Source organism: Limibacillus sp. MBR-115, from assembly GCF_040549425.1.
Classification (GTDB): Bacteria; Pseudomonadota; Alphaproteobacteria; order Kiloniellales; family CECT-8803; genus Limibacillus; species Limibacillus halophilus.
This window is the reverse complement of the sequence record NZ_JBEPTJ010000002.1, coordinates 105,657-132,180: the sequence shown is the minus strand read 5'-3', so window position 1 is coordinate 132,180 and position 26,524 is coordinate 105,657. Positions and strand designations below refer to the sequence as shown.

General features: G+C 60.2%; 22 protein-coding genes. 8 read left to right on the top strand and 14 right to left on the bottom strand.

The window, feature by feature from the left end; translation table 11 throughout:
- Positions 1-62: 62 nt before the first annotated feature.
- Together ABIE63_RS04210 and purH are read left to right on the top strand one after the other, a co-directional pair.
- Positions 63-1,985, top strand: coding sequence for a nucleoside-diphosphate sugar epimerase/dehydratase (locus ABIE63_RS04210; RefSeq protein ID WP_354503091.1), 1,923 nt, complete (start codon positions 63-65; stop codon positions 1,983-1,985).
- A 110-nt stretch (positions 1,986-2,095) separates the two neighbouring features.
- Entirely contained in the window at positions 2,096-3,688 is a 1,593-nt protein-coding gene (gene purH / locus ABIE63_RS04205; protein WP_354503089.1) for a bifunctional phosphoribosylaminoimidazolecarboxamide formyltransferase/IMP cyclohydrolase, read from the top strand.
- On the opposite strand, the gene ABIE63_RS04200 is transcribed toward purH, so the two are convergent.
- Positions 3,685-4,602 carry a LysR family transcriptional regulator gene (locus tag ABIE63_RS04200; protein ID WP_183414694.1) on the bottom strand — a complete coding sequence of 306 codons (918 nt, stop codon included), beginning with the start codon at positions 4,600-4,602 and terminating at the stop codon, positions 3,685-3,687. The genes purH and ABIE63_RS04200 overlap by 4 nt on opposite strands.
- 125 nt (positions 4,603-4,727) lie before the next feature.
- Here ABIE63_RS04200 and ABIE63_RS04195 point away from each other — a divergent pair, with 125 nt between their 5' ends.
- On the top strand, positions 4,728-4,973 hold the full coding sequence (locus ABIE63_RS04195) for a hypothetical protein (RefSeq protein ID WP_354503087.1): 246 nt from the start codon (positions 4,728-4,730) through the stop codon (positions 4,971-4,973).
- Positions 4,974-4,986: 13 nt separating this feature from the next.
- Here the strand turns inward: ABIE63_RS04195 and ABIE63_RS04190 are convergent, their stop codons facing one another.
- From ABIE63_RS04190 to ABIE63_RS04180, 3 genes are all read right to left on the bottom strand, one after another.
- Positions 4,987-6,297 carry an MFS transporter gene (locus tag ABIE63_RS04190; RefSeq protein WP_354503085.1) on the bottom strand — a complete coding sequence of 437 codons (1,311 nt, stop codon included), beginning with the start codon at positions 6,295-6,297 and terminating at the stop codon, positions 4,987-4,989.
- An 841-nt stretch (positions 6,298-7,138) separates the two neighbouring features.
- On the bottom strand, positions 7,139-8,209 hold the full coding sequence (locus ABIE63_RS04185) for a MaoC family dehydratase (protein ID WP_354503084.1): 1,071 nt from the start codon (positions 8,207-8,209) through the stop codon (positions 7,139-7,141).
- A 30-nt stretch (positions 8,210-8,239) separates the two neighbouring features.
- A complete protein-coding gene (locus tag ABIE63_RS04180; protein ID WP_354503082.1) occupies positions 8,240-9,124 on the bottom strand; it encodes a CoA ester lyase in 885 nt (294 codons plus the stop codon).
- 122 nt (positions 9,125-9,246) lie between these two features.
- Between ABIE63_RS04180 and pdxY the strand changes: the two genes are divergently transcribed.
- Positions 9,247-10,098, top strand: coding sequence for a pyridoxal kinase PdxY (gene pdxY / locus ABIE63_RS04175; protein WP_354503079.1), 852 nt, complete (start codon positions 9,247-9,249; stop codon positions 10,096-10,098).
- A gap of 19 nt (positions 10,099-10,117) precedes the next feature.
- On the opposite strand, the gene dapB is transcribed toward pdxY, so the two are convergent.
- The 3 genes from dapB to dnaK form a co-directional block, all read right to left on the bottom strand.
- Entirely contained in the window at positions 10,118-10,924 is an 807-nt protein-coding gene (dapB, locus tag ABIE63_RS04170) for a 4-hydroxy-tetrahydrodipicolinate reductase (RefSeq protein WP_354503076.1), read from the bottom strand.
- A 63-nt stretch (positions 10,925-10,987) separates the two neighbouring features.
- Entirely contained in the window at positions 10,988-12,133 is a 1,146-nt protein-coding gene (dnaJ, locus tag ABIE63_RS04165; RefSeq protein ID WP_354503074.1) for a molecular chaperone DnaJ, read from the bottom strand.
- 93 nt (positions 12,134-12,226) lie between these two features.
- Entirely contained in the window at positions 12,227-14,158 is a 1,932-nt protein-coding gene (gene dnaK / locus ABIE63_RS04160) for a molecular chaperone DnaK (protein WP_354503071.1), read from the bottom strand.
- Between the two features lie 251 nt (positions 14,159-14,409).
- Here dnaK and ABIE63_RS04155 point away from each other — a divergent pair, with 251 nt between their 5' ends.
- Both ABIE63_RS04155 and ABIE63_RS04150 read left to right on the top strand, forming a co-directional pair.
- Entirely contained in the window at positions 14,410-14,634 is a 225-nt protein-coding gene (locus tag ABIE63_RS04155; RefSeq protein WP_354503069.1) for a DUF3040 domain-containing protein, read from the top strand.
- On the top strand, positions 14,631-15,248 hold the full coding sequence (locus ABIE63_RS04150; protein WP_354503067.1) for an alpha-ketoglutarate-dependent dioxygenase AlkB: 618 nt from the start codon (positions 14,631-14,633) through the stop codon (positions 15,246-15,248). Before ABIE63_RS04155 ends, ABIE63_RS04150 begins: the two co-directional genes overlap by 4 nt.
- On the opposite strand, the gene xth is transcribed toward ABIE63_RS04150, so the two are convergent.
- Positions 15,235-16,035: an exodeoxyribonuclease III gene (xth, locus tag ABIE63_RS04145; protein WP_354503065.1), complete on the bottom strand. Its 801-nt coding sequence runs from the start codon at positions 16,033-16,035 to the stop codon at positions 15,235-15,237. The genes ABIE63_RS04150 and xth overlap by 14 nt on opposite strands.
- A gap of 391 nt (positions 16,036-16,426) precedes the next feature.
- Positions 16,427-17,209 carry a gamma-glutamyl-gamma-aminobutyrate hydrolase family protein gene (locus tag ABIE63_RS04140; RefSeq protein WP_354503063.1) on the bottom strand — a complete coding sequence of 261 codons (783 nt, stop codon included), beginning with the start codon at positions 17,207-17,209 and terminating at the stop codon, positions 16,427-16,429.
- A 124-nt stretch (positions 17,210-17,333) separates the two neighbouring features.
- Between ABIE63_RS04140 and ABIE63_RS04135 the strand changes: the two genes are divergently transcribed.
- Positions 17,334-18,125: a sterol desaturase family protein gene (locus ABIE63_RS04135; RefSeq protein WP_354503060.1), complete on the top strand. Its 792-nt coding sequence runs from the start codon at positions 17,334-17,336 to the stop codon at positions 18,123-18,125.
- Positions 18,126-18,137: 12 nt separating this feature from the next.
- Here the strand turns inward: ABIE63_RS04135 and ABIE63_RS04130 are convergent, their stop codons facing one another.
- From ABIE63_RS04130 to ABIE63_RS04110, 5 genes are all read right to left on the bottom strand, one after another.
- Complete coding sequence (locus ABIE63_RS04130; protein ID WP_183414681.1) at positions 18,138-18,842, bottom strand: outer membrane lipoprotein carrier protein LolA; 705 nt, start codon at positions 18,840-18,842, stop codon at positions 18,138-18,140.
- A gap of 177 nt (positions 18,843-19,019) precedes the next feature.
- The gene (locus ABIE63_RS04125; RefSeq protein WP_354503057.1) at positions 19,020-21,560 is read right to left on the bottom strand and encodes a DNA translocase FtsK 4TM domain-containing protein; all 2,541 of its coding nucleotides are present in this window, start codon (positions 21,558-21,560) and stop codon (positions 19,020-19,022) included.
- Positions 21,561-21,633: 73 nt separating this feature from the next.
- On the bottom strand, positions 21,634-22,854 hold the full coding sequence (locus tag ABIE63_RS04120; RefSeq protein ID WP_354503055.1) for an aminotransferase class I/II-fold pyridoxal phosphate-dependent enzyme: 1,221 nt from the start codon (positions 22,852-22,854) through the stop codon (positions 21,634-21,636).
- Between the two features lie 405 nt (positions 22,855-23,259).
- Positions 23,260-24,588, bottom strand: a complete 1,329-nt coding sequence (locus ABIE63_RS04115; protein ID WP_354503053.1) for an ammonium transporter — start codon at positions 24,586-24,588, stop codon at positions 23,260-23,262.
- 14 nt (positions 24,589-24,602) lie between these two features.
- Positions 24,603-24,941 carry a P-II family nitrogen regulator gene (locus ABIE63_RS04110; protein ID WP_183414677.1) on the bottom strand — a complete coding sequence of 113 codons (339 nt, stop codon included), beginning with the start codon at positions 24,939-24,941 and terminating at the stop codon, positions 24,603-24,605.
- A gap of 331 nt (positions 24,942-25,272) precedes the next feature.
- Here ABIE63_RS04110 and ABIE63_RS04105 point away from each other — a divergent pair, with 331 nt between their 5' ends.
- Entirely contained in the window at positions 25,273-26,523 is a 1,251-nt protein-coding gene (locus ABIE63_RS04105) for a UbiH/UbiF/VisC/COQ6 family ubiquinone biosynthesis hydroxylase (RefSeq protein ID WP_354503051.1), read from the top strand.
- Position 26,524: the final 1 nt, after the last annotated feature.

Sequence of the window (26,524 nt, the reverse complement as noted above, 5' to 3'; positions counted from 1 at the left end):
CGCGGCGCTGTCGATCTGCAACCGCTTGTGGTAAGTCTTTGACCTGAAAGGGGCTGTCGAAGATGCGCTATTTGCGGTTTTTCCTGCGGGCGGGCATGGCGTTCGTGCACGACACGGGCATGGCGGCCCTGTCGTTCGTCCTGTCGCTTTATCTGCGCCTTGGAGAAAGCTTCGCCGCACGCTTCGATGATGCCCTTTTGCTGGCTACCGGCGTCTTTACGTTGGTCGCCGCCGCCAGTTTCTATGCGGTCGGTCTTTATCGCGGCATCTGGCGGTATGCGTCACTCAGCGATCTAACGGCCATTACCAGAGCCGTGACACTGGCCTTGCTCGTGTTTCTGGCCGTGACCTTCTTCCTGACCCGCCTTGAGGCTGTACCGCGCGGCGCCTTGATCATCAACTGGTTTGTGCTGATCGCGCTGCTTGGCGCTCCGAGGATGATTTACCGCGTACTCAAGGACAAGGGCTTCGAGCACCTGCTTGAGCGCCGTAGGCCCGGCATCCCGGTACTTTTGGTCGGCGCGAACGATGCGGCGGAACTGTTCTTGCGCGAATACAAGCGAAACCCGAACTTCGCCTATGAACCCCTGTCCATGGTCGGCATTACCGGCAAACGCACCGGGCGAATGATCCACGGTTTGAAGGTCGAGGGTGCGGTTGACGACATCCCGCGCATAATCGAGCGCTTGTCGGATAACGGGAGACCGCCGCAGCGGCTTATATTGACGCGTGACGTGGACCGGCCCGTGCTGGAGAAATTGCTGGAGATCGCCGACAGCAATGGAATCAGTCTAGCGCGCTTGCCCAAGCTATCGCAGTTACGGGCGGGCAGCACGCCGGATGGCTCCGGTTCGGGCGTGGAGATCCAGCCAATCCCCCTTGAGGATTTGTTGGGCCGTAAGGCAGTGCGCTTGGATCGTGGAGCTATGGACCGCCTCGTCCGTGCTAAACGTGTCCTTGTGACCGGCGCGGGCGGTTCCATCGGGGCAGAGTTAGTGCGCCAACTTCTTGCCTTCGAGCCCAGCGAGTTGTTGCTGTTCGATATCAGCGAATACAACCTCTATAGCCTGACCCAAGAGCTTTCCGGCAGCCAGGTGAAGACGCCCTGGCGCTCTTTCCTGGGCGATGTGCGTAATCATGAAAAACTCAACCGGCTGCTGGGCGAACTGCGTCCGGAAATTGTTTTCCATGCGGCCGCGTTGAAGCACGTGCCTCTGGCGGAAGACAATGTCGGCGAGGCGATCCTGACCAACGTCGTGGGGACCAAGAACCTGGCGGATGCGGCGCGCGCCGCCGGGGCCGCCGCGGTCGTTATGGTGTCGACGGACAAGGCCGTCCACCCAGTCAACGTCATGGGTGCCACTAAGCGCTTGGCTGAGAGCTATTGCCAGGCGCTTGACCTTGAGAGTGACGGAACCCGGTTCATAACGGTCCGTTTCGGCAACGTCCTGGGTTCTACGGGGTCCGTGGTCCCGTTGTTCCAGCGCCAACTTTCCGAAGGGGGACCGTTGACCGTTACCGATCCTCACATGGTGCGTTACTTCATGTCCGTGGAAGAAGCCGTCCAGTTGATCCTCCAGGCCGCAGCCATGGAATTGGGTTCGGAAGAACACGAGAACAGCGGCCGGATTTACGTGTTGGAAATGGGAGAGCCCATCGCCATCGTCGATCTTGCGCGCCAGATGATCCGTCTTGCCGGTCTGCGTCCCGACAAGGACGTTCAGATTGTCTTCACGGGCCCACGGCCTGGCGAGAAGCTTCGCGAACGTTTGTTTCATGAAGCCGAAGAGATGTTGCCTACCGATCATCCCTCCTTGCACCTCGCTTCTCCACGAACGACCGATCTTCGCTTGCTGATGCGTGGCATAGATGACCTAGAGGCCCTGAGTCGCCGAGGCGAGGACGTTGACGCCCAAACATTGCTGGGCCGGTTGGTTCCAGAGTATGGCCAAACCGCAATGACGGAATCCGCCGCCAAGGCCTAGGTTTGTTTTCTCACCGCTACTCGGCGCGCTGCCGCTTGACCCTTGTCGCCTCGGCCTCTATTCAAAGGCGAGCGCCTTCCCGCCCCCGGAATTGAGACGGAGTGAGCCCCATGACCGACGACCGCAGGACGCCGATACGGCGTGCTTTGCTTTCCGTTTCCGACAAGAGCGGCCTTGTCGAACTGGGTCATGCCTTGATCGCCGCAGGTGCGGAGATTCTGTCGACTGGCGGTTCAGCGCGGGCGCTGGCCGATGCCGGCATTGCGGTTACCGAAGTCTCGTCACATACCGGATTCCCGGAAATCATGGATGGCCGCGTCAAAACACTGCACCCCAAAGTTCACGGGGGCATTTTGGCGCGCCGGGATTTGGAAGACCACACGGCGGCCATGACCGAGCACGGCATCGCTCCTATCGATTTGGTGGCGGTCAACCTCTATCCCTTCCGGGAAACGGTCTTGAGCGGCGCGGATGCCGAGACCTGCGTGGAGAACATCGACATTGGTGGCCCTGCCATGGTCCGTGCGGCGGCCAAGAACCACGCCGACGTCACGATTCTCACCGATCCTGGCGACTATGAACTCGTTATTGCTTCTCTGACGTTGGGTGGACCCGACTTGGCATTGCGGCGGCGTCTTGCTGCCAAGGCCTATGCCCATACCGGAGCCTATGACGCAGCGATTGCCGGGTGGATGAGCGAACAACAGGGCGATGCGTTTCCGGTTGAAGGCAGCCTGCCCGGCCGCTTGAAGCAAGTTCTACGCTACGGCGAGAACCCCCATCAAATCGCGGCTCTCTACCTGGATAGTTCTGCGCGACCGACGCGTCCGGGTATTGCCTCGGCTCAGCAGCTGCAGGGCAAGGAACTGAGCTACAACAACCTTAACGATACCGACGCGGCATTTGAGTTGGTGGCGGAGTTCGATGAAACCCCGGCGGTCGCCATCATCAAGCATGCCAATCCTTGCGGCGTTGCTCAGGGGACGGATCTACGGACCGCCTATCTACAGGCACAAGCGTGCGATCCCACCAGCGCATTTGGTGGTATCGTCGCCTTCAACCGCCCCCTGAACGCTGCTGTGGCGGAGGAGCTGGTGAAGACTTTCCTGGAGGTTATCATCGCTCCGGAGGTTGATGCCGAGGCTAGGGAAGTTCTCTCGAAAAAACAGAACCTGCGAGTCTTGGTTACGGGCGGGCTCCCCGATCCGTTGGAAGCCGGTATGACCTTTAAGTCTATTGCCGGAGGGTTCTTGCTACAGAGTCGTGACGCCGGAAGGATCGGGCGGGCTGACCTGAAGCTCGTCACTCGTCGTGCGCCCAGCGAAGCGGAGTTGGCCGATCTCCTGTTTGCCTTCAGGGTCGGCAAGCACGTCAAATCCAACACTATCGTTTATGCCAAGGAAGGCCGGACGGTTGGCATTGGCGCTGGTCAAATGAGTCGCGTCGATGCCGCCAGAATCGCGGCAGTCAAGGCGCGTGAGGCGGGCGAGGCGGAAGGAGAGAAGACCTTACGGACGGCGGGTTGCGTCGTTGCCTCTGACGCCTTTTTCCCTTTTGCTGATGGATTGATGACAGCGGTCGAGGCTGGGGCGACAGCGGTTATTCAACCGGGCGGGTCGATGCGCGATGACGAAGTCATCAAGGCCGCCGACGCCGCCGGGATCGCCATGGTGTTTACGGGAATGCGGCACTTCCGCCACTAGACCTCGGCCACGGACCACCATTCCTGACCATGGGCGAAGCGGTCAACCAGAAGATCAAGGAATGTTCTTACCTTTGGCGAGAGATGCCTAGAGTGGGGGTAAAGCGCAAAAATCTCACCTTCCGGCGCGTGCAGATGCGGTAGGAGTTGTTCCAGCCTGCCGGCTTCCAACTCCGATGCGACGAGCCAGACCGGTAGCTGCGCAACACCGAGGCCCGATCGAGCCGCGGCCATGACCGCCTCCACGTCATTAACCTCGAACCGCCCCGAGACGGTGACGGCGGTTTCGTTCTCGTTTTCATCCAGAAAGCGCCAGTAGTAGCGATCACTGCGTACGGTATGGACGATGCAGTCGTGGTCAACCAATTCCTCGGGTCTCGTTGGACGGCCATATTTCTCAAGGTAGGCGGGGCTCGCAACGACCAACCTGCGATTGGTTGAAAGCCGCCTGGCCACCAGCGAGGAATCACGCATCGTGCCGGTGCGGACGACAAGGTCGACGCCCTCCGCCACAAGGTCGACAATGCGGTCGTTGAGCCGCAAGTCGAGAGTCACGTCCGGATTCTGCTTCAGGAACTTCTCGCACAGCGGCACGATCCAGCGCCGCCCGAATATCACAGGGACTTCGACGGTCAAGCGACCGCTCGGGCGCTTTCTAAGGTCGCGAACGGCGTCCTCGGCTTCGGCGAGATCGGCCACCAACTGCCGGGCGCGCTGATGAAAAGCGCGCCCCTCATCGGTCAAGGACAATCGCCGTGTCGTACGATGGAACAGGCGTGCGCCCAAACGATCCTCAAGATGTGCGATCTGCTTGCTGACCGCAGAGGGGGTGACGTTCAGCTTCCGCGCGGCGGCAGAGAGCGAACCCGCGTCGGCGACTTCAACAAACAATGCAAGCTGCGCGAAGGAATCCATTTATGCCTACAAGGAATAAATCATGTTCTTAAAAGCGATATTATAATTCATATGGAAAGTCTACATCTTTACCTGCAAGGCGTGACGGCTGTCGCCGACACCGTGATTTGCAAGTGAGAGGAAAGATGATGGACTGGCATGTAGAAAGGCGCACCGCGCGGATTTCTGAGGCCATGCTCGCTGAGGCGCAGCTCTCTGGCGGGGCCATAACCCGGACGTTGAACGAAGCCCAGCAAAGGCGAGCCGAGAGCCTGCTGGCATTGGTACGGCGCCTTGGTGGCGTCTTGCGTTCAGTTGGCCGAATGCCGCGTCCGGCAGCCCGCTTTACCACAAGAACGATCGGCGATGGCGACTGCCCGGCCTGCGGTTAAACGGGAGCCTGTTTCAGGACTCGCTCTTTAGAGGTGCGAGGATCAGGAAACCGACGACGAAGAATGCGACGATCGATGCCATCCCGGCACGCTGGCTGTCGAAAGCCAAGGTCAACCAACCGACCAGGAATGGCCCCATGAATGCCGTCGCTTTACCGGATAAAGCGTAGAGACCGAACATCTCTGTACGTTCATCAGGCTTTGCCAGTCGCGCCATCAGGCTACGGCTCGCGGCTTGGGCCGGGCCAATGAAAATACCTATCGCGCAGCCCAGGACGTAAAACATGAGCTTGTCGCTCACCAGGAGCACCGCCCCGCTGAGAAGTGTGAGTGCGCCCAAAGCAATCAGGATCGTAGGTTTTGGCCCAATCCAGTCGTCGACCCAGGCAAAGCCAAGCGCGCCCAGGCCGGATGTGACATTCAACAGGATCGCGAAAACCAGGATCTCTTGAAAACTCATGCCGAAAGTGCCCGCGGCGTAGATTCCGCCGAAGGCGAACAATGTGTTCAGTCCATCGGTGTAAAGCATGTGGGCTATCAAGAAACGACTGATCCGGCGGCGCCGAGGGAGGCGCTTGAGGCTATGTTTGAGGGAGACGAAGCCGCGCCGAACCGCCTGGACAACGCCGATCTGACTGGCCGGGCGGTCCGGAACCAGAAAGAAGAGCGGTAAGCCGAACAGCAAGAACCAAAGGCCAATCAGCGGACCGCTCATTCGAACGGGTTCGGCCTTACTTGCATCCAGGCCAAAGGGCGGCGTTTCGGGCTGAATGAAAACCACCAGGCAAACCACGAGCGCCGCCAAGCCTCCCGCATAGCCGATGCCCCAGGCCCAGCCGGATATGCGCCCCAGTTTCTCCGGCGGCGCCACCTCGGGCAGCATTGCGTTGTAGAACACCGTTCCGAGTTCGAAACTCGCAGATCCGGCACCAGCTAGAAGAAGGGCCAGAAGCAGGAACGAAGGGTTCGGCTCCACGAACCATAAGCCGAAAGCCGTGGCGATGGTGATTGCGCTGAGCACGCCAAGCCAGGGTTTGCGCGGTCCTCCCTGATCGGCGATGGCGCCCAGGATGGGCGCCAGGACCGCCACCGACAGCCCGGACAGGCTCATGGCGTTTCCCCAGGCGGCGGTGCCGCTCTCCGGATCGGTCGCTACGCCCGTCGTTACGTAGGCCGCGACAATGAAGGTGACGACCACCGTGGGATAGGCCGAATTGGCCCAATCGAAGAGGCACCACGCCCAAAGGCTGCGTTTGTGCTTGGGGTTGCTGTGATCTCCTGTCGAAAGGGTCGCGTTTTCCCCAGAGGCAGCCGGTCCGGTCATCAGAGTTCCTGGCAATGCGTAATAAAATTTTGCAAAAAGATCGCTAGCAGCTTTGTCGCGCGCGAGCAAGCAGGTCGCTGATATTCAAGAGTCTTTCGGCAATATGTGGATAATTCTGTGTAAAGAACGTGCAAGATATGTGCGAGAAATCCGCTTTTTTGCACAGATTTTTGCGTTTGGGCGGTTCTGTAATGCTTGTCAGCGAGCCGCTTTGGCGTAACCCTTGAGTCACGTGAAAGCGTCGGGTTCGAAGATCCGGCGGCCCGGCCAGAGGATCACGGTTCAGGCTTCAAGCCCACCGCCTTATGGCAGCGGCGTCGCGATCATAGAACCTTCCCGGTAAAGTCGGCCTTTCGGGGTCGAAGGTGCCGGGCGGTTGGAAGACGGGTCCTTCGGGACAGGTTTTCCGATTGGGGAGCCTCGGTGGACCGGTAACCACTTGCTTCCTTTGCCGCCTCTCAGTCCATCCCTGCGCGGGCTGATTGGCGGATTGCCCACCCCCTCTTCGGGGGTGTGCCAGGGCTCTTCGGGGACCAGGTGCCGGGCGGCTTCCTCCGGGAACCGCACGCGGTGGGCGCGGAAGTAGGAAAGGTGCCGCGAAGATTTGAGGTTTCCGATGTGGGGCCGTGGACCCGGTTCGCCGGGGAAGCCGTTCTCGCCGCTGCCGCTGACGGGGTCGCCAGGTCCGATCGACGGCGCGCGATGAAACGAAAAAAACCTCCCGCTTTTACGCGGGTTCCCCCTAAAAAGGGTTCCCGAGGCGCCGGGCCAACGGTTCACCCCGTGGCCCGGCGCTTCTCGTTTGTGCGGCGTATGCCGCGCTGTTTGGAAGCCGCGCGGCTTAGCGGCGCGGCATCAAGACCCAGTAATCCAGCTCCAGCACCGTTGCCGGGTCGATGCGGCCTTCGCTATCGGCGAAGGGATGGTCTTGGCAGGGTCTGTTTTTCGTGGCCACGGTCCGCAGACGCAGTGCACCGATATCATTGCGACCCGGAATCGCAGCTGAATCCAGCACTTCGCTCCAGGCATAAATCGTGTCCCCGCCAAAGGTCGGGTTGCAGTGACGGCCGCCGTTGATGGCCGCGACGTTCAACGCATTGGCCAGTCCGTTGAAACTGAGCGCACGGGCTATCGAAATGACGTGACCGCCATAAACAATGCGCTTGCCGAAACGGCCGCCGCTTTCGGCGTGCTGATTGAAATGTACCCGGGCGGTGTTGTGATAGAGGCGGGTCGCGAGCTGGTGCTCCGCTTCTTCAATCGTCATCCCGTCGACGTGGTCTATTTTTTCGCCAGCGCTGTAGTCTTCCCAGAGATGCGGCGAGCCGGAAAGCGTCGTGTCGTAGTCTTTGCCCACCATGTTCTCCGGCACGATAAGCTGGTCCGCAGAGATCGCGTCGGGAAGGCTGGGGACGACCGGTTCGGGCGCGGCGCTGCCCGCATCTCGTTTGTGCACCATGACCCAACGGGTATAGCGCAGAACTGCTTCTCCACGCTGATTGTGTCCGGTCGTCTCGACATAGACGGTGCCCGTCTTACCGCTGGAGTTTTCCTTGCGGCCTATGACTTTAGAGACGGCGGTCAGGCTGTCGCCCGGAAAGACCGGCAAGAGGAAGCGCCCATCGGCGTAGCCTAGATTGGCAACCGCATTGAGGGAGATATCCGGTACCGATTTTCCGAAAACCAGATGAAAGACCAATAGGTCATCCAGTGGCGCGCGCGCCAACCCCAAACCCTGTGCGAAGCTGTCGGCGCTGTTGAGTGCGAAGCGGCTGCCATAGAGTGCCGTATAGAGCGCCTGGTCGCCGCTAGTCGCTGTTCGCGGCGTCGCGTGAACCAGGGTTTCTCCAGGGCGAAAACCCTCGAAGAAGCGGCCGGAATTGGTTTTGCAGCCGGTATCGGTTTTTGCCATTGCAGCTTGTCTCCTCGCTTCCTGGGTCGATCAGTTATCCGCGGGCGTCAGTGCAGCAATGGCCTGTGAGAGCGCGACCAGACGTTTTGCGCTTTCGACGTGAAGGTTCTCGATCAACTTTCCGTCGATTACCACCACGCCCTGACCGTCCGCTACCGCCTGTGCATGAGCGGCGATAATCTTACGTGACCATGCGATCTCCGCTTCATCCGGGGTAAAGGTTTCGTTCGCGGCTGCTATCGTCTTGGGATGGATCAAGGTTTTGCCGTCAAATCCCAGGTCTCGTCCCTGTTGGCAGGCGGCGCGGAATCCAGCGTCGTCCGACAGGTCCAGATGAACACCATCGACAATAGCCTTGTTGTGTGCCCTCGCGGCTAGCACGCATAGGCTCAAGGCGGTCAACACCGGGAGGCGATCCGGTGTGTGCGCTGCCTGCAGGTCCTTGACGAGATCGGAGGTTCCCATGACGAGACAGGAAAGACGGGGCGTCGCACCGGCTATTTCTGGGGCGTTAAGAATGCCCAACGGTGTTTCCATCATGACTTGGATCGCCATTTTCTCCGGCGCACCGGCGGAATTCATGCGCGCTTCGAGTTCTTGCACCATCGTCGCGGTCGAAACCTTGGGCAGCAGGATGGCATCCGCCGAAGTCTTGGCGATGGCGGCGATATCCTCGGCGGCCCAAGGCGAGTCAAGACTGTTGATCCGCACCGCGATTTCACGGTTGCCGTAGCCGCCTTCGGCAAGGGCTGCGACGATTTGCGCGCGCGCGGCGGTCTTGGCTTCCGGCGCAACAGCATCCTCTAGATCCAGGATCAAGGCGTCAGCCGGCAGAGCGCAGCCTTTCTCCAGGGCGCGTGGGTTCGAGCCGGGCATGTAGAGAACGCTGCGGCGTGGGCGGACGGTGTGAGTCATCGCGGTTTCTGTTCCCCCTGGAATATTGCAGTGCGGTATAGCCTCGTTCAGGGATCGCTACAATGCAAGACGAAGCTGTGCCAAACTGCGATTCGAGGGCAGTCGCAGGAGATTCACGGGTCATGTCGGTCTTATCGATTCAGTCGCACGTTGTCTTTGGGCACGTTGGGAATGCGGTGGCCGCGTTTGCGCTGCAACGGCTGGGTATCGAGGTCTGGCCGGCGATGACCGTGCAGCTCGCTCATCATACCGGACACGGCCCGGCAAAGGGTGGACCCCTGACGTTGGATAACCTTGAAGCGGTTACCCAGGGGTTGGATGACCTGGGCGTTCTTTCCAAATGCCAAGCCGTGCTGTCGGGTTATCTTGGCTCGGCGGAGCTCGGCCAGGCGGTTTTGAACGCCGTCGCGTTGGTAAAGGAGGCAAACCCAGACGCCTTTTACGTATGCGACCCGGTGATGGGCGATGACGGCGAGCTTTACGTCAGCCCGGAAATCCCCAGGTTCTTCCGAGAAGAAGCCTTGCCTCAAGCCGATGTGTTGACGCCGAACCTCTTTGAGCTGAGCTTGCTCACCGGTTGGCATATTGAGCGGCGTCTGGACCTGTTGAGCGCTTCCGAATGGCTGCTTGAAGGCGGGTTGGACTGCCTCTTGGTAACCTCGGTCGATCTTGTGGATAGTCCGCCCGATAGCATCGAGATGCTGGTCGCCGGGCCCAAGGGCATTTGGCGGCTGGTCACGCCGCGATTGACGCTCACGCACAAGGCCGGCGGGGCCGGAGACCTCACGGCGGCACTGTTCATCGGTCACCTGCTACAGGGTCGGGGCATGGGCGAGGCCTTGGCATTGGCCGGCTCATCGGTTCATGCGCTGCTCAGGGCGAAGGCGGAGGATGCGCTCGACTTGCCGCTGGTGGCTGCTCAGGAATTCCTGGTCAAGCCGCCGACGCTCTACGAGGTCGAACAGGTCGTCTGAGAAGGGTTTCCAGGCGTCCCTATAGGCCCAGGACATCACGCATGGAGTAGAGGCCGGGCTTGCGGCCCTTCGTCCAGAGGGCGGCCTTTACCGCGCCAGAGGCGAAGACGCTGCGATTGGTGGCTTTGTGCGTGACCTCGATGCGTTCGCCGTTTCCGGCAAAAATCACCGTATGGTCGCCGACCACGTCGCCGCCGCGCAGCGATTGGAATCCGATGGTGCCGCGCTGGCGGACGCCGGTATGACCGTCGCGCACTCTGACCGCCGCCGTTTCCAACGCGACCTCGCGGCCCTTAGCCGCCGCCTCGCCCAGCATTAATGCCGTGCCCGAGGGGGCATCGACCTTGTGTTTGTGGTGCATCTCCACAATCTCGATATCGAAATCAGGATCCAGCGCCTTGGCTACCTGCTCCACGAGATTGACCAGCAGGTTGACGCCCAGGCTCATGTTGCCTGCCTTGACAATTGGGGTGTGCGTCGCCGCCGCGGCGATCTCGGCCTCTTCCTCTGCCGAGATACCGGTGGTGCCGATGACGTAGGCGACCTGCCGTTCGCTTGCAAGCTTGGCCGTGGCGGTGGTGGAAGCCGGGCTGGTGAAGTCGATCAGGACATCGCTGACGGCGATTAGGGCGGTGGGGTCGTCGCCTACTTGCAAGTTCAAGGGTCCGAGCCCTGCCAGTTCGCCCAGGTCGCGGCCGACAGCTTCGCTGCCCGGCCGCTCAATACCGCCGGACAAAACGGCGCCGCTGGTTGCGGCCACGGTCTGAATCAACATCCGGCCCATGCGACCGCCCGCGCCGACTATTCCTATTCTGGTATCCGCCATCTTCCGTTTCCCCCAATCACCGCAGCTTGCTTTAGCATGTAGGCGTTGCGGGGAAAAGGCGCGTTACTCGGTGAGGCCATCCCAGAATTCCTTGACCTTGGCGAAGAAGCCGTCGGACTGGGGTGAGGTCTTCTGGCCCTTGCTCTCGGTTTGGAATTCCTCCAACAGCTCTTTCTGGCGCTTGGTAAGGTTTACCGGCGTTTCCACCTGAACCTGGATATAGAGATCGCCGCGCGCCGAAGAGCGCAGCACGCTCATGCCCTTGCCGCGCAGCCTGAAGGAGTGGCCGTTCTGGGTGCCTTCGGGAATCTGCAGTCTTGCGCGCTTGCCGTCGATCACCGGTACTTCCAGGGCGCCGCCCAGGGCAGCCGTAGTCATGGGGATCGGCACGTTGCAGAAGAGATGCGCGCCTTCGCGCTTGAAGAAGCGATGCGCCTTGACGGAAATGAACACGTAGAGGTCGCCGGGACCGCCGCCACGCAGACCCGCCTCTCCCTTGCCCGATAGCCGGATCGGCGTGCCGTCCTCGACACCGGCCGGAATCTGGATTGCCAGGGTTTGATTCTTCTCGATCCGGCCTTGCCCGTGGCAGCTATGGCAGGGGTCTTCGATGACCCGGCCTTGTCCCTGACAGCGCGGACAGGTTCGCTCGATGGTGAAAAAGCCCGACTGCTGGCGTACGCGTCCGCGACCCGCGCAAGTACCGCAGGTCGTCGGTTGGGAGCCTGGTTCGGCGCCGGTGCCGTTACAAGGTTCGCAGGCAATGGATGTCGGAACGTGGACTTGGGCCTTCTTGCCCTCGAAGGCTTCCTCCAGGGTGATTTCCAGATTGATCCGAATATCGGAACCGCGAGTCCCTGCCGACTGGCGTCTCTGTCCGCCGCCGCCGCCCATGAAGTCGCCGAACATCTCGTCGAAAATATCGGCAAAGCCGCCGCCGAAATCGCCGCCGCCGCCGCCCCTCGGACCCCCGCCCATGTTGCCGTCGAAGGCGGCATGTCCGAAGCGGTCGTAAGCGGCACGCTTCTGCTCGTCCTTCAGAACGTCATAAGCGTCATTTGCCTCGCGAAACTTCTCTTCGGCTTCCTTGCTGTCCGGATTGCGGTCCGGATGATACTTCATGGCGAGCTTCCGGTAAGCCTTCTTGATCTCGTCGATCGAGGCCCCTTTGGGTACGCCCAGCGTTTCGTAAAAATCCCGTTTAGCCATCGATGTGGATGCCCTCTCCGCCGCGTCGTCCGGATCCCGCCCCGGATACGGCCGCGTGATGCGGCCGATCCGGCAGCGGTCGAACCGGGTTCGTTACGAGTTTTTCTTCGACTCGTCGTCGTCGACTTCTTCGAAGTCGGCATCCACGACGCCTTCGTCCGCGGCAGCGCCGCTTCCACTCTGGCCGCCTTCGCCCTGGGTCGCGTCACCCTGGGCTTCCTCGCTCTGCTTATAGAGCGCTTCGCCGACTTTCATGGAAGCCTGTGCCAGTGCTTCCGTCTTGGCTTTGATGGCCTCAAGGTCGTCGCCGTCCTTGACGCTTTTCAGGTCGTCGATGGCTGCCTGAACTTCTTGCTTCTCTGCGTCGCCAAGCTTGTCGCCGACTTCGCTGAGCGACTTCTCGGACTGATGGATCAGGGCATCGGCCTGGTTGCGCAGTTCGGCAACTTCGCGCCGCTTCTTGTCTTCTTCCGCGTGCGCTTCGGCGTCCCGGACCATCTTCTCGACCTCGTCGTCGGCAAGACCCCCGGAAGCTTGGATGCGAATCTGCTGTTCCTTGCCCGTGGCCTTGTCTTTCGCCGAGACCTGAACGATGCCGTTGGCATCGATATCGAAGGTCACTTCGATCTGCGGCATGCCACGCTGCGCCGGAGGCAGTCCGACCAGATCGAACTGGCCGAGCAACTTGTTGTCGGCCGCCATTTCCCGCTCACCCTGGAAAACGCGGATGGTCACCGCCGTCTGGTTGTCCTCGGCGGTCGAGAAAACCTGACTCTTCTTGGTCGGAATGGTGGTGTTGCGGTCGATCAGTCGGGTAAAGACACCACCCAGGGTTTCAATACCCAAAGACAGCGGCGTCACGTCCAGCAGTAGGACGTCCTTGACGTCACCCTGCAACACGCCGCCCTGGATAGCAGCACCAATGGCCACGACCTCGTCGGGGTTGACGCCCTTGTGGGGCTCCTTGCCGAAGAAGGTTTTCACCGTCTCCTGAATCTTGGGCATGCGGGTCATGCCGCCGACGAGAATAACCTCGTCGATATCACCCGCAGTCAAGCCAGCGTCCTTGAGGGCGGTCTTGCAAGGCTTGACGGTTCGTTGCACCAGATCGTCCACCAAGCTTTCCAGCTTGGCCCGCGAAAGCTTGATGTTGAGGTGCTTGGGGCCGGACTGGTCGGCGGTGATGAAGGGCAGGTTGACTTCCGTCTGCGTGCTGGCGCTGAGTTCAATCTTTGCCTTCTCCGCGGCTTCTTTAAGGCGCTGCAAAGCCAGCTTGTCCTCGCGCAGGTCGATGCCCTGCTCTTTCTTGAACTCGTCGGCCAGGTACTCGATGATCCGATTGTCGAAGTCTTCACCACCCAGGAAAGTGTCGCCATTGGTGGCCTTAACCTCGAAGACACCATCGCCGATCTCCAGGATGGAAACGTCGAACGTGCCGCCGCCAAGGTCGTAGACCGCGACGGTGCCGCTCTTGTTCTTTTCAAGACCATAGGCCAGGGCAGCGGCGGTCGGCTCGTTGATAATGCGCAGCACTTCCAAGCCGGCAATCTTGCCAGCGTCCTTGGTAGCCTGGCGCTGTGAATCATTAAAATAAGCCGGAACCGTGATGACGGCCTTTTCGACCTTCTCGCCCAGGTACCCTTCAGCCGTTTCCTTCATTTTCTGCAGGATGAAGGCTGAAATCTGGCTAGGACTGTACTTCTCGTCGTGCGCCTGAACCCAGGCGTCGCCGTTGTCGGCCTTGACGATCTGGTAGGGCACCAGCTCCTGGTCCTTCTTCGCGGTCGGGTCGTCGAAGCGACGACCGATCAAGCGCTTAATGGCAAACAGCGTATTGCTGGGGTTGGTGACCGCCTGGCGTTTCGCAGGCTGACCCACAAGGCGCTCGCCGTCCTTGGTAAAGGCGACCATGGAGGGGGTCGTGCGTGCACCCTCGGCGTTCTCAATGACCTTAGCCTGCTTACCATCCATGATGGCGATACAGGAGTTTGTGGTTCCCAGGTCGATTCCGATGACTTTGCTCATGTGTTTCCTCTTTTCCAGCAGACCTCTCGGGTGGCCTTCCAGCAGAAGCGCCACCGCTTCGGTCCCCAAAAGGTTTTCGTCTACATTCGGCTCATTGCGACGGCTTTGATGATCACGTCGCTCCAACGCGCTATATAGTCAAGACTGGCGCGCCTGCAAGCATTGAAACCGTTTGACATGCAGGGTTTTTATGTCGCGGCGCGCCGAAACGCCAGTCTAGAAAGTCACAAAACCTAAGGAGCCGACCCGCGGTGGACAACGAGAAGAAAGAGCAAGCAGACGCGCCACGACAGCGCACAGCCTTGTTGTTGGTTGCAATAGCGGTGATAGGCGTCTTGATGATGTTGGCCGGCGAACTGCTGCTCGACAGTGTGATTCTGTCTCGTTTGGGCAGCTATGTCGCGCTTGCGGGCGGGGTAGTTTATTTTTTGTTGCGGCGTCGCGGCCGCTCCCGAAAGGGAGAGGAAACAGGGTGATCGGGGGTGTTGGCTATTTCCCGGAGTTTCTTTGCGGTGAGCAGCAGCGGACTTTGGTCGCCGCTATAGCGTCCGTGCTGCAGGAAGCGCCGTTTTTTACACCGGTGATGCCCCGCAGCGGCAAGAGCTTCTCGGTCTGCATGACCAACACAGGCCCCCTGGGCTGGTTATCGGACCGCCAAGGCGGCTATCGTTATCAGGCTTGTCACCCGAACACCGGACGGCGCTGGCCGCCAATCCCGCAAACGGTGCTGGATGTCTGGTCTTCGGTCGCAGAATATTCTCATCCGCCGGAGGCCTGCCTCATCAACTACTATCGGCCCGGCGCGCGCATGGGGTTGCATCAGGACCGGGACGAGGAAGAGCTTGCCGCGCCCGTCGTTTCGATCTCTTTGGGGGATACCGGCCTGTTTCGGATCGCAGCGGATCGGCAAGGGCCTTCGAGCGTCGTTAAGCTGCGCTCAGGCGATGTGTTGGTGATGGCGGGGCCTGCGCGGCTGTCCTACCATGGTATAGACCGTATTCTGGGGGGCTCCAGCCGGTTGTTGACCGGGCCACTGTTTCCCGACGGCGGCCGGATCAACCTCACACTGCGTCGCGTTACGCGACCTTGACGATGACCGGTACGTGGTCCGAGGGTTTCTCCCAGGTGCGGGTATCCCGGAAGACCTCATAGCCGGCGATCGCCGCGTTTCCTGCCGCGTTGGCAAGGACATGGTCCAAGCGCCATCCATAGTCCTTCTCAAAAGACTGAGCGAAGCGGTAACCCCACCAGCTGTAAAGCGGCTTATCCTCGGGGACAAAGCGCCGACCCACATCGGTGAGCGCGCCTGAGGCCAACAATTGCTGGAAGCGTTCGGTTTCCGTCGGTGTATGGCCGACGCTGCGCAGTAACTTTTTGTGGTTCCAAACGTCATTTTCCCACGGCGCGATGTTCAAGTCGCCAACCAGGATCATGGGTCGATCGTCGTTTTTCCGATCTGCCGCCCACTGCGCCATCTCGTCATAGAACCCTAGCTTGTGCGCAAACTTCTCATTCTTTTCCGGGTCGGGCGTCGGGCCGCCCGAAGGAGCGTAAAAGTTATGAATCTCAAGGCCGCCATCCAACTCAACGGATGCATGGCGGCAGTCGTCCTTGCCCCACCACGCACGCCGCTCTCCCACGGCCTTGAACGGGCGGCGAGAAAGAACCGCAACGCCGTTGTAGCTTTTCTGTCCAATGATAACCTGATGCGTGAAACCCATCGCCTTGATTTCTTCGGCGGGAAACTCCTCGTCACGAACCTTGGTCTCCTGCAGGCACAGAACATCGGGGCCCTTTTCTTCCACAAGCCGCGCCAGACCGTCCAGGCGTTGGCGCAGGGAATTGACGTTCCAGGTGGCAAGGGTAAGGGCGCTCATGCTGTATCCTCTCCGGTGCGCGGGTCGGCAGGACGAATCCAAGCCCGTCAAACGTTGGGCGCGCAGTCTGCCGCCCTAGGTGGGGTCCGGGCAAGCCGAACCTTGTGACGATGCTTCGCGATCAAGGTGGGGGCGGATTTCAGGCAAAAAAGAACGCCCGGCTCGGGGGGAGGAGATCCGGGCGTTCTCGTTTGAGCTCCTAAGAGCTGGGAGTTCCGGCAGGGGAACACGGAACTTCCCTCTTATGCGTTACTCACCGTTGCGGCTTTCACTCATGAGTATGAATCTAGGTCGCAGAATGTATCTTGCAATAGGGTGCGGCGCACAATCGTATGCATCTCACGAATAGCTGCCTTGGCGGGCATGCAGAGCCGAAACGACGAACCAAAGCTCAGACGGCCAAGGCCAGGCGGCCCTGCGCCCTGGCTTCCGCACGTTGCCGGGCGGCGTCGCCGAAGGCCTCGAACATTTTCAGTGAAGCGGGGTTCTCCCGGACCTTGTATTCCGGATGCCACTGCACGCCGAGCGCAAAAGGGCTGGCGCCCTTGACGCTCACCGCCTCGTACGTGCCGTCTGGCGCGATCGCCTCAATGGCCAAACGGTCCGCGACCTGATCGATGGCCTGCCAGTGAAGCGAATTGATCTCAATCCTTCGGACACCAAGTATTTTCTCAAGTTCGCCGCCGGGTGTCAGATCAACGGAATGGCGCGGCCCATACTTGACATCCATATCCTCGACCTTGGGCGCCCGGTGATCCAGACGGCCTTCAAGCTCATGAACCCTTGGATAGAGTGTCCCACCAAGGGCGACATTAAGCTCCTGATAACCGCGGCAGATTGCAAACAGGGGTACGCCATGCTCCAGCGCCAGCTCGATCAGGGGTAGCGTCGTTTCGTCGCGCCACTCGTCATGGGGCTCGGCTTCCGGTGTAGGGGTCTGGCCATAACGCGTAGGGTGAACATTTGATGGGCTGCCGGTCAGCATTATGCCGTCCAGACGATCAATCATCTCAGCGAGTGGAATAAGGTCACCCAGCGCTGGGAAGACGACGGGAATCCCCTTTGCACCAAGACTGACGGCGCGCACGTACTTGTCGCCCACCACATGGAACGGCATTTGATCCATGGACCGGACGCAGGCCGGAACGCCAATGAGGGGGTGCTTTTCTGTCATACCCGATAGCTAGCGCTGAACCTGACAAAGCGCAAGAGCGTTAGCATCCGGTAGAGTTTATGAGCGACCCCTAGCACGGGCTTGTGTATTGCCTTCGCCTTCAAGGCGCGGCATATCACGCGCTATGGAAAACGCGATCGAAGAACTTCTGACATACAAGGGACTGATCGTCGCACTTTGGCTGGGGGCTTTTTTCGTGGCCGAACGGCTCTATCCTGCAGCGCCTCTGCCGCCGGAACTGGGGGCGGCAACGGCACGATCCAGTTGGCTGCGGTTGGCGCGCAATGCGTCTCTCTGGCTGGTCAATGTCGGACTGTCGCCCCTGATCGTCCTGCCGCTTTCACTTTGGGCAAGCGGCCAGATACTCAATTGGAGACCGGATTGGTGGAGCGGCGCCTTAGGTCTGGCTTTCGATCTTATCCTGCTCGATTTCCTGATCTACTGGTGGCACCGGGCCAATCACGTCGTGGGGTTCCTCTGGCGGTTCCACGAGGTGCATCACCTGGATCGCTTTTTGGACACCACTTCGGCGTTGCGTTTCCATTTCGGCGAGGTTGTGCTGTCGGCGCTGGCCCGTGCGGGCGTCATCATTCTGCTCGGCATGCCTTTTACATCCGTGGTCGTGTTCGAGGTGGTGGTGCTTTGCGCCGCGATATTTCACCACTCCAACCTCCGCCTGCCGGCGGCAGTCGAGAAGCCGTTGTCCAAGGTGTTCGTAACGCCTTCAATTCACTGGGTGCATCACCATGCGGTGCGCAAGGACACCGATTCGAACTACGGTACGCTCTTTAGCTTCTGGGATCGTCTATTTGCGTCCTTCAGCCGCAATCATCGACAAACCGACATGGTAATCGGCGTCGAAGCACGGCCCGAGCGATCTTTGCTGGGTCTTTTGGCGCGGCCGTTTACGGGATGATCGTGAGACCGGTCAACGGTCCGACGCGCTGCCGCTGAGCGGCAGCGTGTACTCGCTGAAATCGAACGCCTTGTCGGGAATCGGGTCGTTGAAGCGCGGATCCAAGAGCGTGATCTGAATAATCATTCCCTGTGCGTCAACGATCTGCCAGCGTTGAAGACTGAGTGGATTCTCATTGAACTGCAGGGTCACGGTTCCCTGATCAAGCTTATCTTCTTCAACGAGCGACACCAGAACCGTGCCGCCGCGCCGCTTCAATTCGACGATACGTAAGGGTTGATCGAAGGATACCTGTTCCCGCAGCAAGAACCAGATAGGAGTTTGCTCGACATCGATGCGTGTCGCTTCTTCCAAGTCCCGGTCGTAGTAAAAAAGTACATCACCGTCGGATATCATGACGATGGGGTGCGGCGCATCATACTCAAAGCGCATCTTGCCTGGCCGATCCAGGTGCAGCATGCCCTCCGCGTAGGCGCCGTTGGACGCGAGCTGGGCATAACGCGCCGTGATCGTGTCGATCCCGTTGAGATATGCTTCGATTTTCCCGAGCAGCCGCGCGGCCTCCGATCCCTTGTCGGCGCCGTCGATACCACTGGTCTTGAAATCACCCAGGTTGGGCGAAGCGTTCTGCGCTTTCGCCGGGAGGCCGGCGGCCAGCAGCGCGCCTAACAGCAGTAGAGGCAATAGACGCAGTCGGGTGATCTGAAATCTTTTCATGTTTGCCTTCGCCATGTTTTGCATGATTTGAGGGTGAAAGCCGCGGCAGTGGTCGTGCCAAGACAATGGTGTTGCTTATCTTGCCTGACAAGGCCGGTACGCCAGATCGCCGTTACTAGGCGACAAGCATGGCAATTCTATGACGGGTTTCTTGGCTGCCGGTCTGGCGTGTGTCGCTCAGCCGTCTCCACCAACCAGAATTTCACGCTTACCAACATGGTTGGCCTTGCTGACCAAGCCTTCCTGTTCCATGCGTTCAATCAAACGTGCAGCCCGGTTGTAGCCGATCTGCAGGTGGCGCTGGACGAAGGAAGTTGAAGCCTTACGTTCGCGCAACACCAAGGCTACCGCCTGATCGTAAAGCTCGTCGCCGCTGCCGCCTCCGTTGATGCCTCCACCATCGCCACCGGGCATCAGGATGTCGCCGCCGACCTCCGATTCATCGGTGACCGATTCGAGGTACTCCGGCTCACCCAGATCGCGGAGGTGATTGACGACGCGCTCGACCTCCTCGTCGGTGACAAGCGGTCCATGAACGCGCGTGATGCGGCCACCGTGCGCCATGTAGAGCATATCGCCCTGGCCCAGCAACTGCTCCGCACCCATCTCGCCCAAGATCGTACGGCTGTCGATCTTGGAGGTGACGTGGAACGAGATGCGTGTAGGGAAGTTGGCCTTGATCGTGCCGGTGATGACATCGACCGACGGGCGCTGCGTTGCCATGATGAGGTGGATGCCCGCCGCACGCGCCATCTGCGCCAAGCGCTGGATCGCACCCTCCACATCTTTGCCGGCGACCAGCATCAGGTCGGCCATTTCGTCGACGATCACCACGATGAAAGGCAGTGCCGTCAGATCGAACGGTTGTTCCTCGTAGATCGGCTGGCCAGTGTCCGGATCGAAGCCGGTTTGCACCTTGCGCGTCAGCACCTCACCCTTCCGTTGGGCTTCGTCGACCCGCTGGTTGTAACCCTCGATAGAGCGCACACCGAGCCTCGACATGGCTTGATAACGCTGCTCCATTTCGCGAACGGCCCATTTCAAGGCGACGACCGCCTTGCGCGGATCGGTGACTACCGGCGAGAGCAAGTGCGGGATTCCGTCATAGACCGACAATTCGAGCATCTTCGGGTCGACCATGATGAAACGGCATTGCTCGGGCGATAGGCGGTAGAGCAGGCTGAGGATCATCGCATTGACCGAGACCGACTTGCCCGATCCGGTGGTGCCTGCGACCAGCAAGTGCGGCATGCGGGCCAGATCGGCGACGAGCGGCTGTCCGCCAATGTCCTTGCCAAGCACCAATGGCAGCTTTGCCCGCGTATCCTGGTAAATGTCGGAGGCCAGCACCTCGCGGAGCCAAACGGTGTCGCGCTTTTTGTTGGGGAGCTCGATGCCGATCACGCTGGAGCCCGGGACGACCGCCACACGCACCGACAAGGCGCTCATCGAACGGGCGATGTCATCCGCCAGACCGATGACCCGGCTTGTCTTGGTTCCAGGCGCAGGCTCCAGTTCATATCGCGTAACCACGGGTCCTGGCCGCACCTTCACGATCTCGCCTTTGACGCCGAAGTCCTGCAGCACGCCTTCCAGCAGGCGGGCGTTCTTTTCCAGGGCGTCGTTGCTATGCTCGGCGTTGACAACCTCTGGCGGCGGCGTTCGCAACAGCTCCAAGTCAGGTCCCGCGTAGTCGCCAGGGTTGCCGAGTTTTAGGCTGCCCTGTTTCTGCGCCGCGGTTTGCCGCGGGGCTTTCTTCTCCTCAGGCTTGCTCGGGATATCCGTCGGGCCCTTGGCGGCACTACCGCGGGCAGCGGGTTTTCGGGGGCCGTCATCGCCACGCTTGCCGGTATCCAGTCGCGGCTCCACGCGATCGCTACGCGGCGATGCATCCTCCTCGTCCTCGCCGTCAGATCCCGTAAGCGGCTTGAAGCGCGCCCAGAAACCGGCAAGAGACGGCAGCCGCGGCATGGAGGGACGTTCGGTCAGGAAAGAGGGGAAAGAAAGACCGCCCGCGCTTTCACTGGCCTTGTTTCCGGCGCTGGCTCTAGCTTCAGATTTACGGGCAGATTTTGGCTCCGGACGGGACTTCTTGCCCTTAGCATCCACCTGCCGGCGTGGGAACAGCCAGGTGGCGCCGCGCCCCAGTGCGCGCCAGTCACGACCTGTCAGCGCCAAACAAAAGCCCAGCAGACACAGACCCAATACAAGGCCGATCAACCCCAACAGCCAAAGCGCCAGTCCGAAGGTGCCTTTGAGAGCGCTGGCCAACAGCGCGCCCGAGAACCCACCCAAATTCGAGGGGAAAGGCCAACCTTCGGGCCGAGGCAGCGTCTCCATCGCCATGGCAATGCACAATAGACCGATAGGCAGCAACGTCAGCCGCAGCCACATCCGTTCGAGCGTGTGATCGCGCAGAATCCGATAACCCCAGGTCATGAAGATGACCGCCAGAACCAAAGTGGCGAGCCCCAGGCTTTGCAGCAGAAGATCGGCAGCATAGGCACCCGGCAGGCCCAGCAGGTTTGTAGCTTCGGTCGTCGTTGCGCGGTTGAGAGACGGGTCGTTGGGGTTGTAACTGATGCTGGCGGCGATCAGGGCCGGTCCGAGGGCAAACAAAAGCACCCCGAGCAACTCGATTGCGCGGTTGCGCAGAAATGCGCTCGCATTCTCCGGTAACAGGCGGCTCGCACCGCGTCCGGCTGTAGAATCTCTCACCGACATGCCTCCTCCCCCAGCATGGTTGGAGCTTCGTTGCCCTGCAAGGCACTATCTGCGTGGCGGTTGTGTCTCATACTTCCAAGGTGTCCAGCAATAGGCGTAGAGCGGCTTCGTTGAAGGCCGCATCGTAGACCAGGGCCACGCGGATGTACGGCGCTCCGGGGTTATCTCCCCGTTCGTCCTCCGCACTCATGTAGGCGCCGGGAAGGACCCGAATACCGGCCTCCTTCCAAAGCTTCACCGTTGCGGCTTCTCCGTCCCCGACGTCGAGCCAAAGAAAAAAACCGCCTCCTGGGCGCCGATAACCCAATCGATTGCCGAGCAAACGCTCGGCCATAACGAAGCTCTCGCGGTAATAGTCACGATTGTGCTCCACGTGCACCTCGTCGCGCCACAGGCTGGCCCCGGCCGCCAGTGCCGGTAAGGGGACGCCTGCACCGCCAAAGCGCATTGCACCATCCACCCGGTCAATCCAGCGGGCATCTCCTGCGACGAAACCGCACCGCAGACCCGGCGCGCTGGAACGCTTCGAAAGGGAGTGGAACACCACCAGATTGTCGAGTGAGCCAAACTCGGCAGCCGATTGGAGCGCGCCTGGCGGCGGTTGGTCCAGATAAATCTCGGAGTAGCACTCGTCGAATATGGCGAGGAAATCATGCTGCCGGGCCAGGGTGACGACGGCGCGCATCTGCGCTGCATCGGCAATCGCGCCTTGTGGGTTGGACGGTGAGCAAAGGATCGCCAGCGCCGCCTTCTCCAACACCTCCTTGGGCAAGGCGGCGTAGTCGGGCATGAACCCGGTTTCAGCCCGCGCAGGGACAAAAACAGGCTCGCCTCCAGCCGCCGCCGTGGCGCCGGCGTAGACGTGAAAGAAGGGACTGGGCAAAAGAACCTTTCGCTTTTCGCCTTCGCCGGGGCCGGGAATGGCCATCATGATCGTGAAAAACAGGCCTTCGCGGGTGCCCGGTACAGGCAGGATGTTGCGGTCCGGATCGATGAAATTGGCCGGCAGGGCAAAGCGGTTGGTCAGCCAGTCCGCTGCAGCTTCCCTATAGTCGGCCGTACCGCGCGGCGGCGGATAGGAGCCCCAGCCCGCCGCGTTTTTTTGCAAGCACTCCTGCAGGAATGCCGGCGGCGCATTCTTGGGGTCGCCGACTTGTAGCTGTATCGGTCCCTTGACGCCCGGGAGCCCGTGGTCGCCGGCAGGGTGGTCGCGCAACAGGCGTTCCAACCGCAAGAACGGATGGAAGCTGCCGAGGGCGCTCCTACCTGCAGCCGCAAAAGATGTCATCGTTGGCAGTTCCCTTTAACCCCGCGCCATATTCATCAAGCCTGAACAGCCAAAGCCCAGCGGTTCGGTCGGAAATAGGCTAAAACAAGAACAATCTTAACGTTATGTCTTAAGACGGACAAGCAGCTTCGATTGATAAGCAGTTTGGACGGCTGGAAGAAAATCCGCAAGATGTAGTGGGCTTGTGAATTCATGGCCGCAATACTTGTCTTACCAGAGTGAAATGGCGTCTGCCAATCTGCCCTTTGCAACTCGAAAACGACTCGGGCGCGACTCGGGAGGCGAATCGAATCTCGAAATCAGAACATAGTGGGAACTTAATAAAAAAAGCCCGGAAGCCGAAGCTTCCGGGCCGAGGTTAGCGGAGGAACATCCGCCGGGAACGGTTTGAGGACTGCTCTGTCCTTAGAAGGTTTGGGAGCCGCGCCCGAACTCGGGGTAGGCCTCCATGCCCAGTTCGGCCTTGTCGAGCCCCATGTCTTCTTCTTCTTCGCTCACGCGCAGACCAATGAAGGCTTTGATAAGGAGCCAGAAGATTGCGCTAGCAACCGAGACGAAGATGCCGATGGCCAGAATGCCGATGATCTGGGCGCTGAATGAAGCATCACCATTGGTGAGAGGAACCGCCAACGTGCCCCAGATACCGGCGCAGAGGTGCACCGGGATCGCACCGACGACATCGTCAATCCGGATCTTGTCGAGAAGGGGGACAACGAACACCACGATGACGCCGCCCACCGCGCCAATCATCATGGATTCGACCAGCGTTGGAGTCAGCGGTTCCGCGGTGATCGAAACCAAGCCAGCAAGCGCCCCGTTCAGGACCATCGTCAGATCCGCCTTCTTGTAGATGACTTGGGTCAGGATCAACGCTGTGATCGCGCCGCCGGCGGCCGCAGTGTTGGTGTTGGCGAAGATGCGCGCTACGTCGGAGGCGTCACCCAGGGATCCCAGGGCAAGCTGTGAAGCGCCATTGAACCCGAACCAGCCGAGCCAGAGGATGAAGGTACCCAAGGTCGCCAGAGTCAGGTTGGAGCCCGGCATCGGGTGTATGCGCCCATCGGCGCCGTATTTGCCCTTGCGCGCACCCAAGATCACGGCGCCGATCAGGGCCGCCCAGCCGCCGGCGGAGTGCACGATGGTTGAGCCCGCGAAATCGTTGAAGCCCAGCGCATCGAGCCAACCGCCGCCCCATTTCCAGGAACCCTGGATCGGGTAGATAAAGGCGGTCAGCAGCACCGTGAAGGCTAGGAAAGGCCACAGCTTGATGCGCTCGGCCAGCGTGCCGGAAACAATGGAGGCCGTGGTTGCGCAGAAAACCAACTGGAAGAAGAAATCCGAGCCGACGGAAGCATAAGTGATGTCTTCGCCTTCGTGGCCCGGCAGCGACGTGACACTAAAGGCGCCCAGCCAGCCCTGACTCATCCAGGCGTCGCCCGGATACATGAGGTTGTAGCCGATCAGCATGTAGGTCAGGCAAGCTATGGAGTAGAGCGTGATGTTCTTCAGGCTCTGCATGGCCACGTTCTTCGTGCGGACCAGGCCCGCTTCCAGCATGGCGAAGCCGGCAGCCATCCACATAACCAGGAAGCCGCCGATCAGAAACAGTGTGGTGTTGAAAACGTAGGTGACTTCCTCGGAAACCTCGGCGGCGGCCGGAGATACGAGCAAGACCCCACCCAAGGCAGCAAGACCTGCGATGGAGAGGGATTTCCTGATTAAGGTGCGTGTCATGTTCCAAGTCCTCCTCAAAGAGCCGCGCTATCGGTTTCGCCGGTGCGAATGCGCACGGCGTGATTCAGATCCAGAACGAAGATTTTGCCGTCACCAATGCGCCCGGTATTGGCGGCAACTTGGATTGTCTCGACGACCTTCTCGACGAGCGGGTCATCAACCGCGATCTCGATTTTCACTTTCGGCAAGAAATTGACGGCGTATTCGGCGCCGCGGTAAATTTCAGTTTGCCCCTTCTGACGGCCGTATCCCTTGACCTCGCTGACGGTCAGACCCTCGACACCGACGCCTGTCAACGCTTCTCGGACTTCGTCGAGTTTGAAGGGTTTTATGATGGCCATTACCAGCTTCATGGCTGGGTACCCCCGTGTTGTTGGTAGCAAGAGTTCATTCTCCCCAAGACCGGCGACAGCCGGGCCCTGTCAAATAACAAGCAAGTTTCATGCCAAAATTGCGGACTTCTCGAATCAGGACGGCGAATCAAACAGCTACTTCGCAGGTGCAGCATGAATGGTTCATCAAACACAAAGAGCTTTATGGGCTATATGCCTAAATAATAATCAATAACAAAATACTGCATAAAAATTATGCAGATATAGAATCTAAGCCGCGTCGCCCCATGGAGTGATCCGGGGGCTGATCCGGGGGCTGGACAGCGCGCGCTCGGCGGTCGATCTTTACGGAATGAAGAAGAACCCAAATCTTGAGTGTGATGTGTTGATCATCGGCGGCGGGTTGGTCGGCCTGACACTTGGTCATGCTTTGGCGGGTGCAGGATTATCCGCAGTTGTGTTGGACCGCGCCGATCCGGCGAAAATGCAGGACAACACCTTTGACGGTCGGGCTAGTGCCATTGCCAGGGGCACGAAGCAGATGCTGCAGGTGTTGGATCTTTGGGGCGCGATGGCGCCGGCGGCGGCGCCCATTCTGGATATTCGGGTTTCCGATGCGCGGGTGGGAGAGCAGCCGTCGCCGCTTTTCCTGCACTATGATCATCGGGAGGTTGGCGATCAGCCGCTTGGCTACATCGTCGAAAATAGAGCGATCCGTCGCGGGCTTTTCGGCGCGTTGCCGCGCGAAGGGATGACACTGCTTGCTCCCTGCACGCTGGAAAGCCTGGAGCGTGGTGCACATGCCGTGGAGGCGACGCTGGGTGACGGCCGTCGGGTCACCGCTCGTCTGGCGGTTTCAGCCGAAGGCCGCAATGCGCGTTTGCGCGACGAGGCGCGTATCGAGGTAACACGCTGGGATTATCCCCAGAGCGGCATCGTCTGTACGGTTGAGCACAGCCTGCCGCACGAGGGCGTGGCGCACGAAAATTTCCTGCCTTCCGGTCCTTTTGCGATGCTGCCGTTGACAGACGACGCCGAGGGCAACCACCGCTCCTCCATCGTCTGGACGGAGAAGCGCAGTCTGGTCGATCATCTGATGGCTTTACCCGAAGCCGACTTTTCAAAAGAGATCGCCCGTCGTTTCGGTGATAGCCTGGGGACCCTCAAGGCGGTCGGCCCGCGCTGGTCTTATCCACTCTCTCTGCTGCTGGCGGACCGATACATCGATAATCGACTGGCTTTGGTTGGTGACGCCGCCCACGGGATTCACCCGATTGCCGGACAGGGACTCAATCTGGGGCTGCGTGATGTCGCGGCCTTGTCTGAGGTGCTGGTGGATGCGGCGCGCCTTGGACTTGACGTCGGTGCGGCAACTGTTCTGGAACGCTACCCGCAATGGCGGCACTTCGATGGTCTGGCGCTGGTTGCCGTCACCGATGCGCTCAATCGTTTATTTTCCAACGATATTGCCCCGGTTCGCCTTGCCCGTGATCTGGGGCTGGCGGCGGTTCAACGAATTCCGCCGCTCAAACGTCTCTTCATGCGTCACGCCATGGGCCTGGAAGGCGATTTGCCGCGATTGATCAAGGGCCAACCCTTGTAGC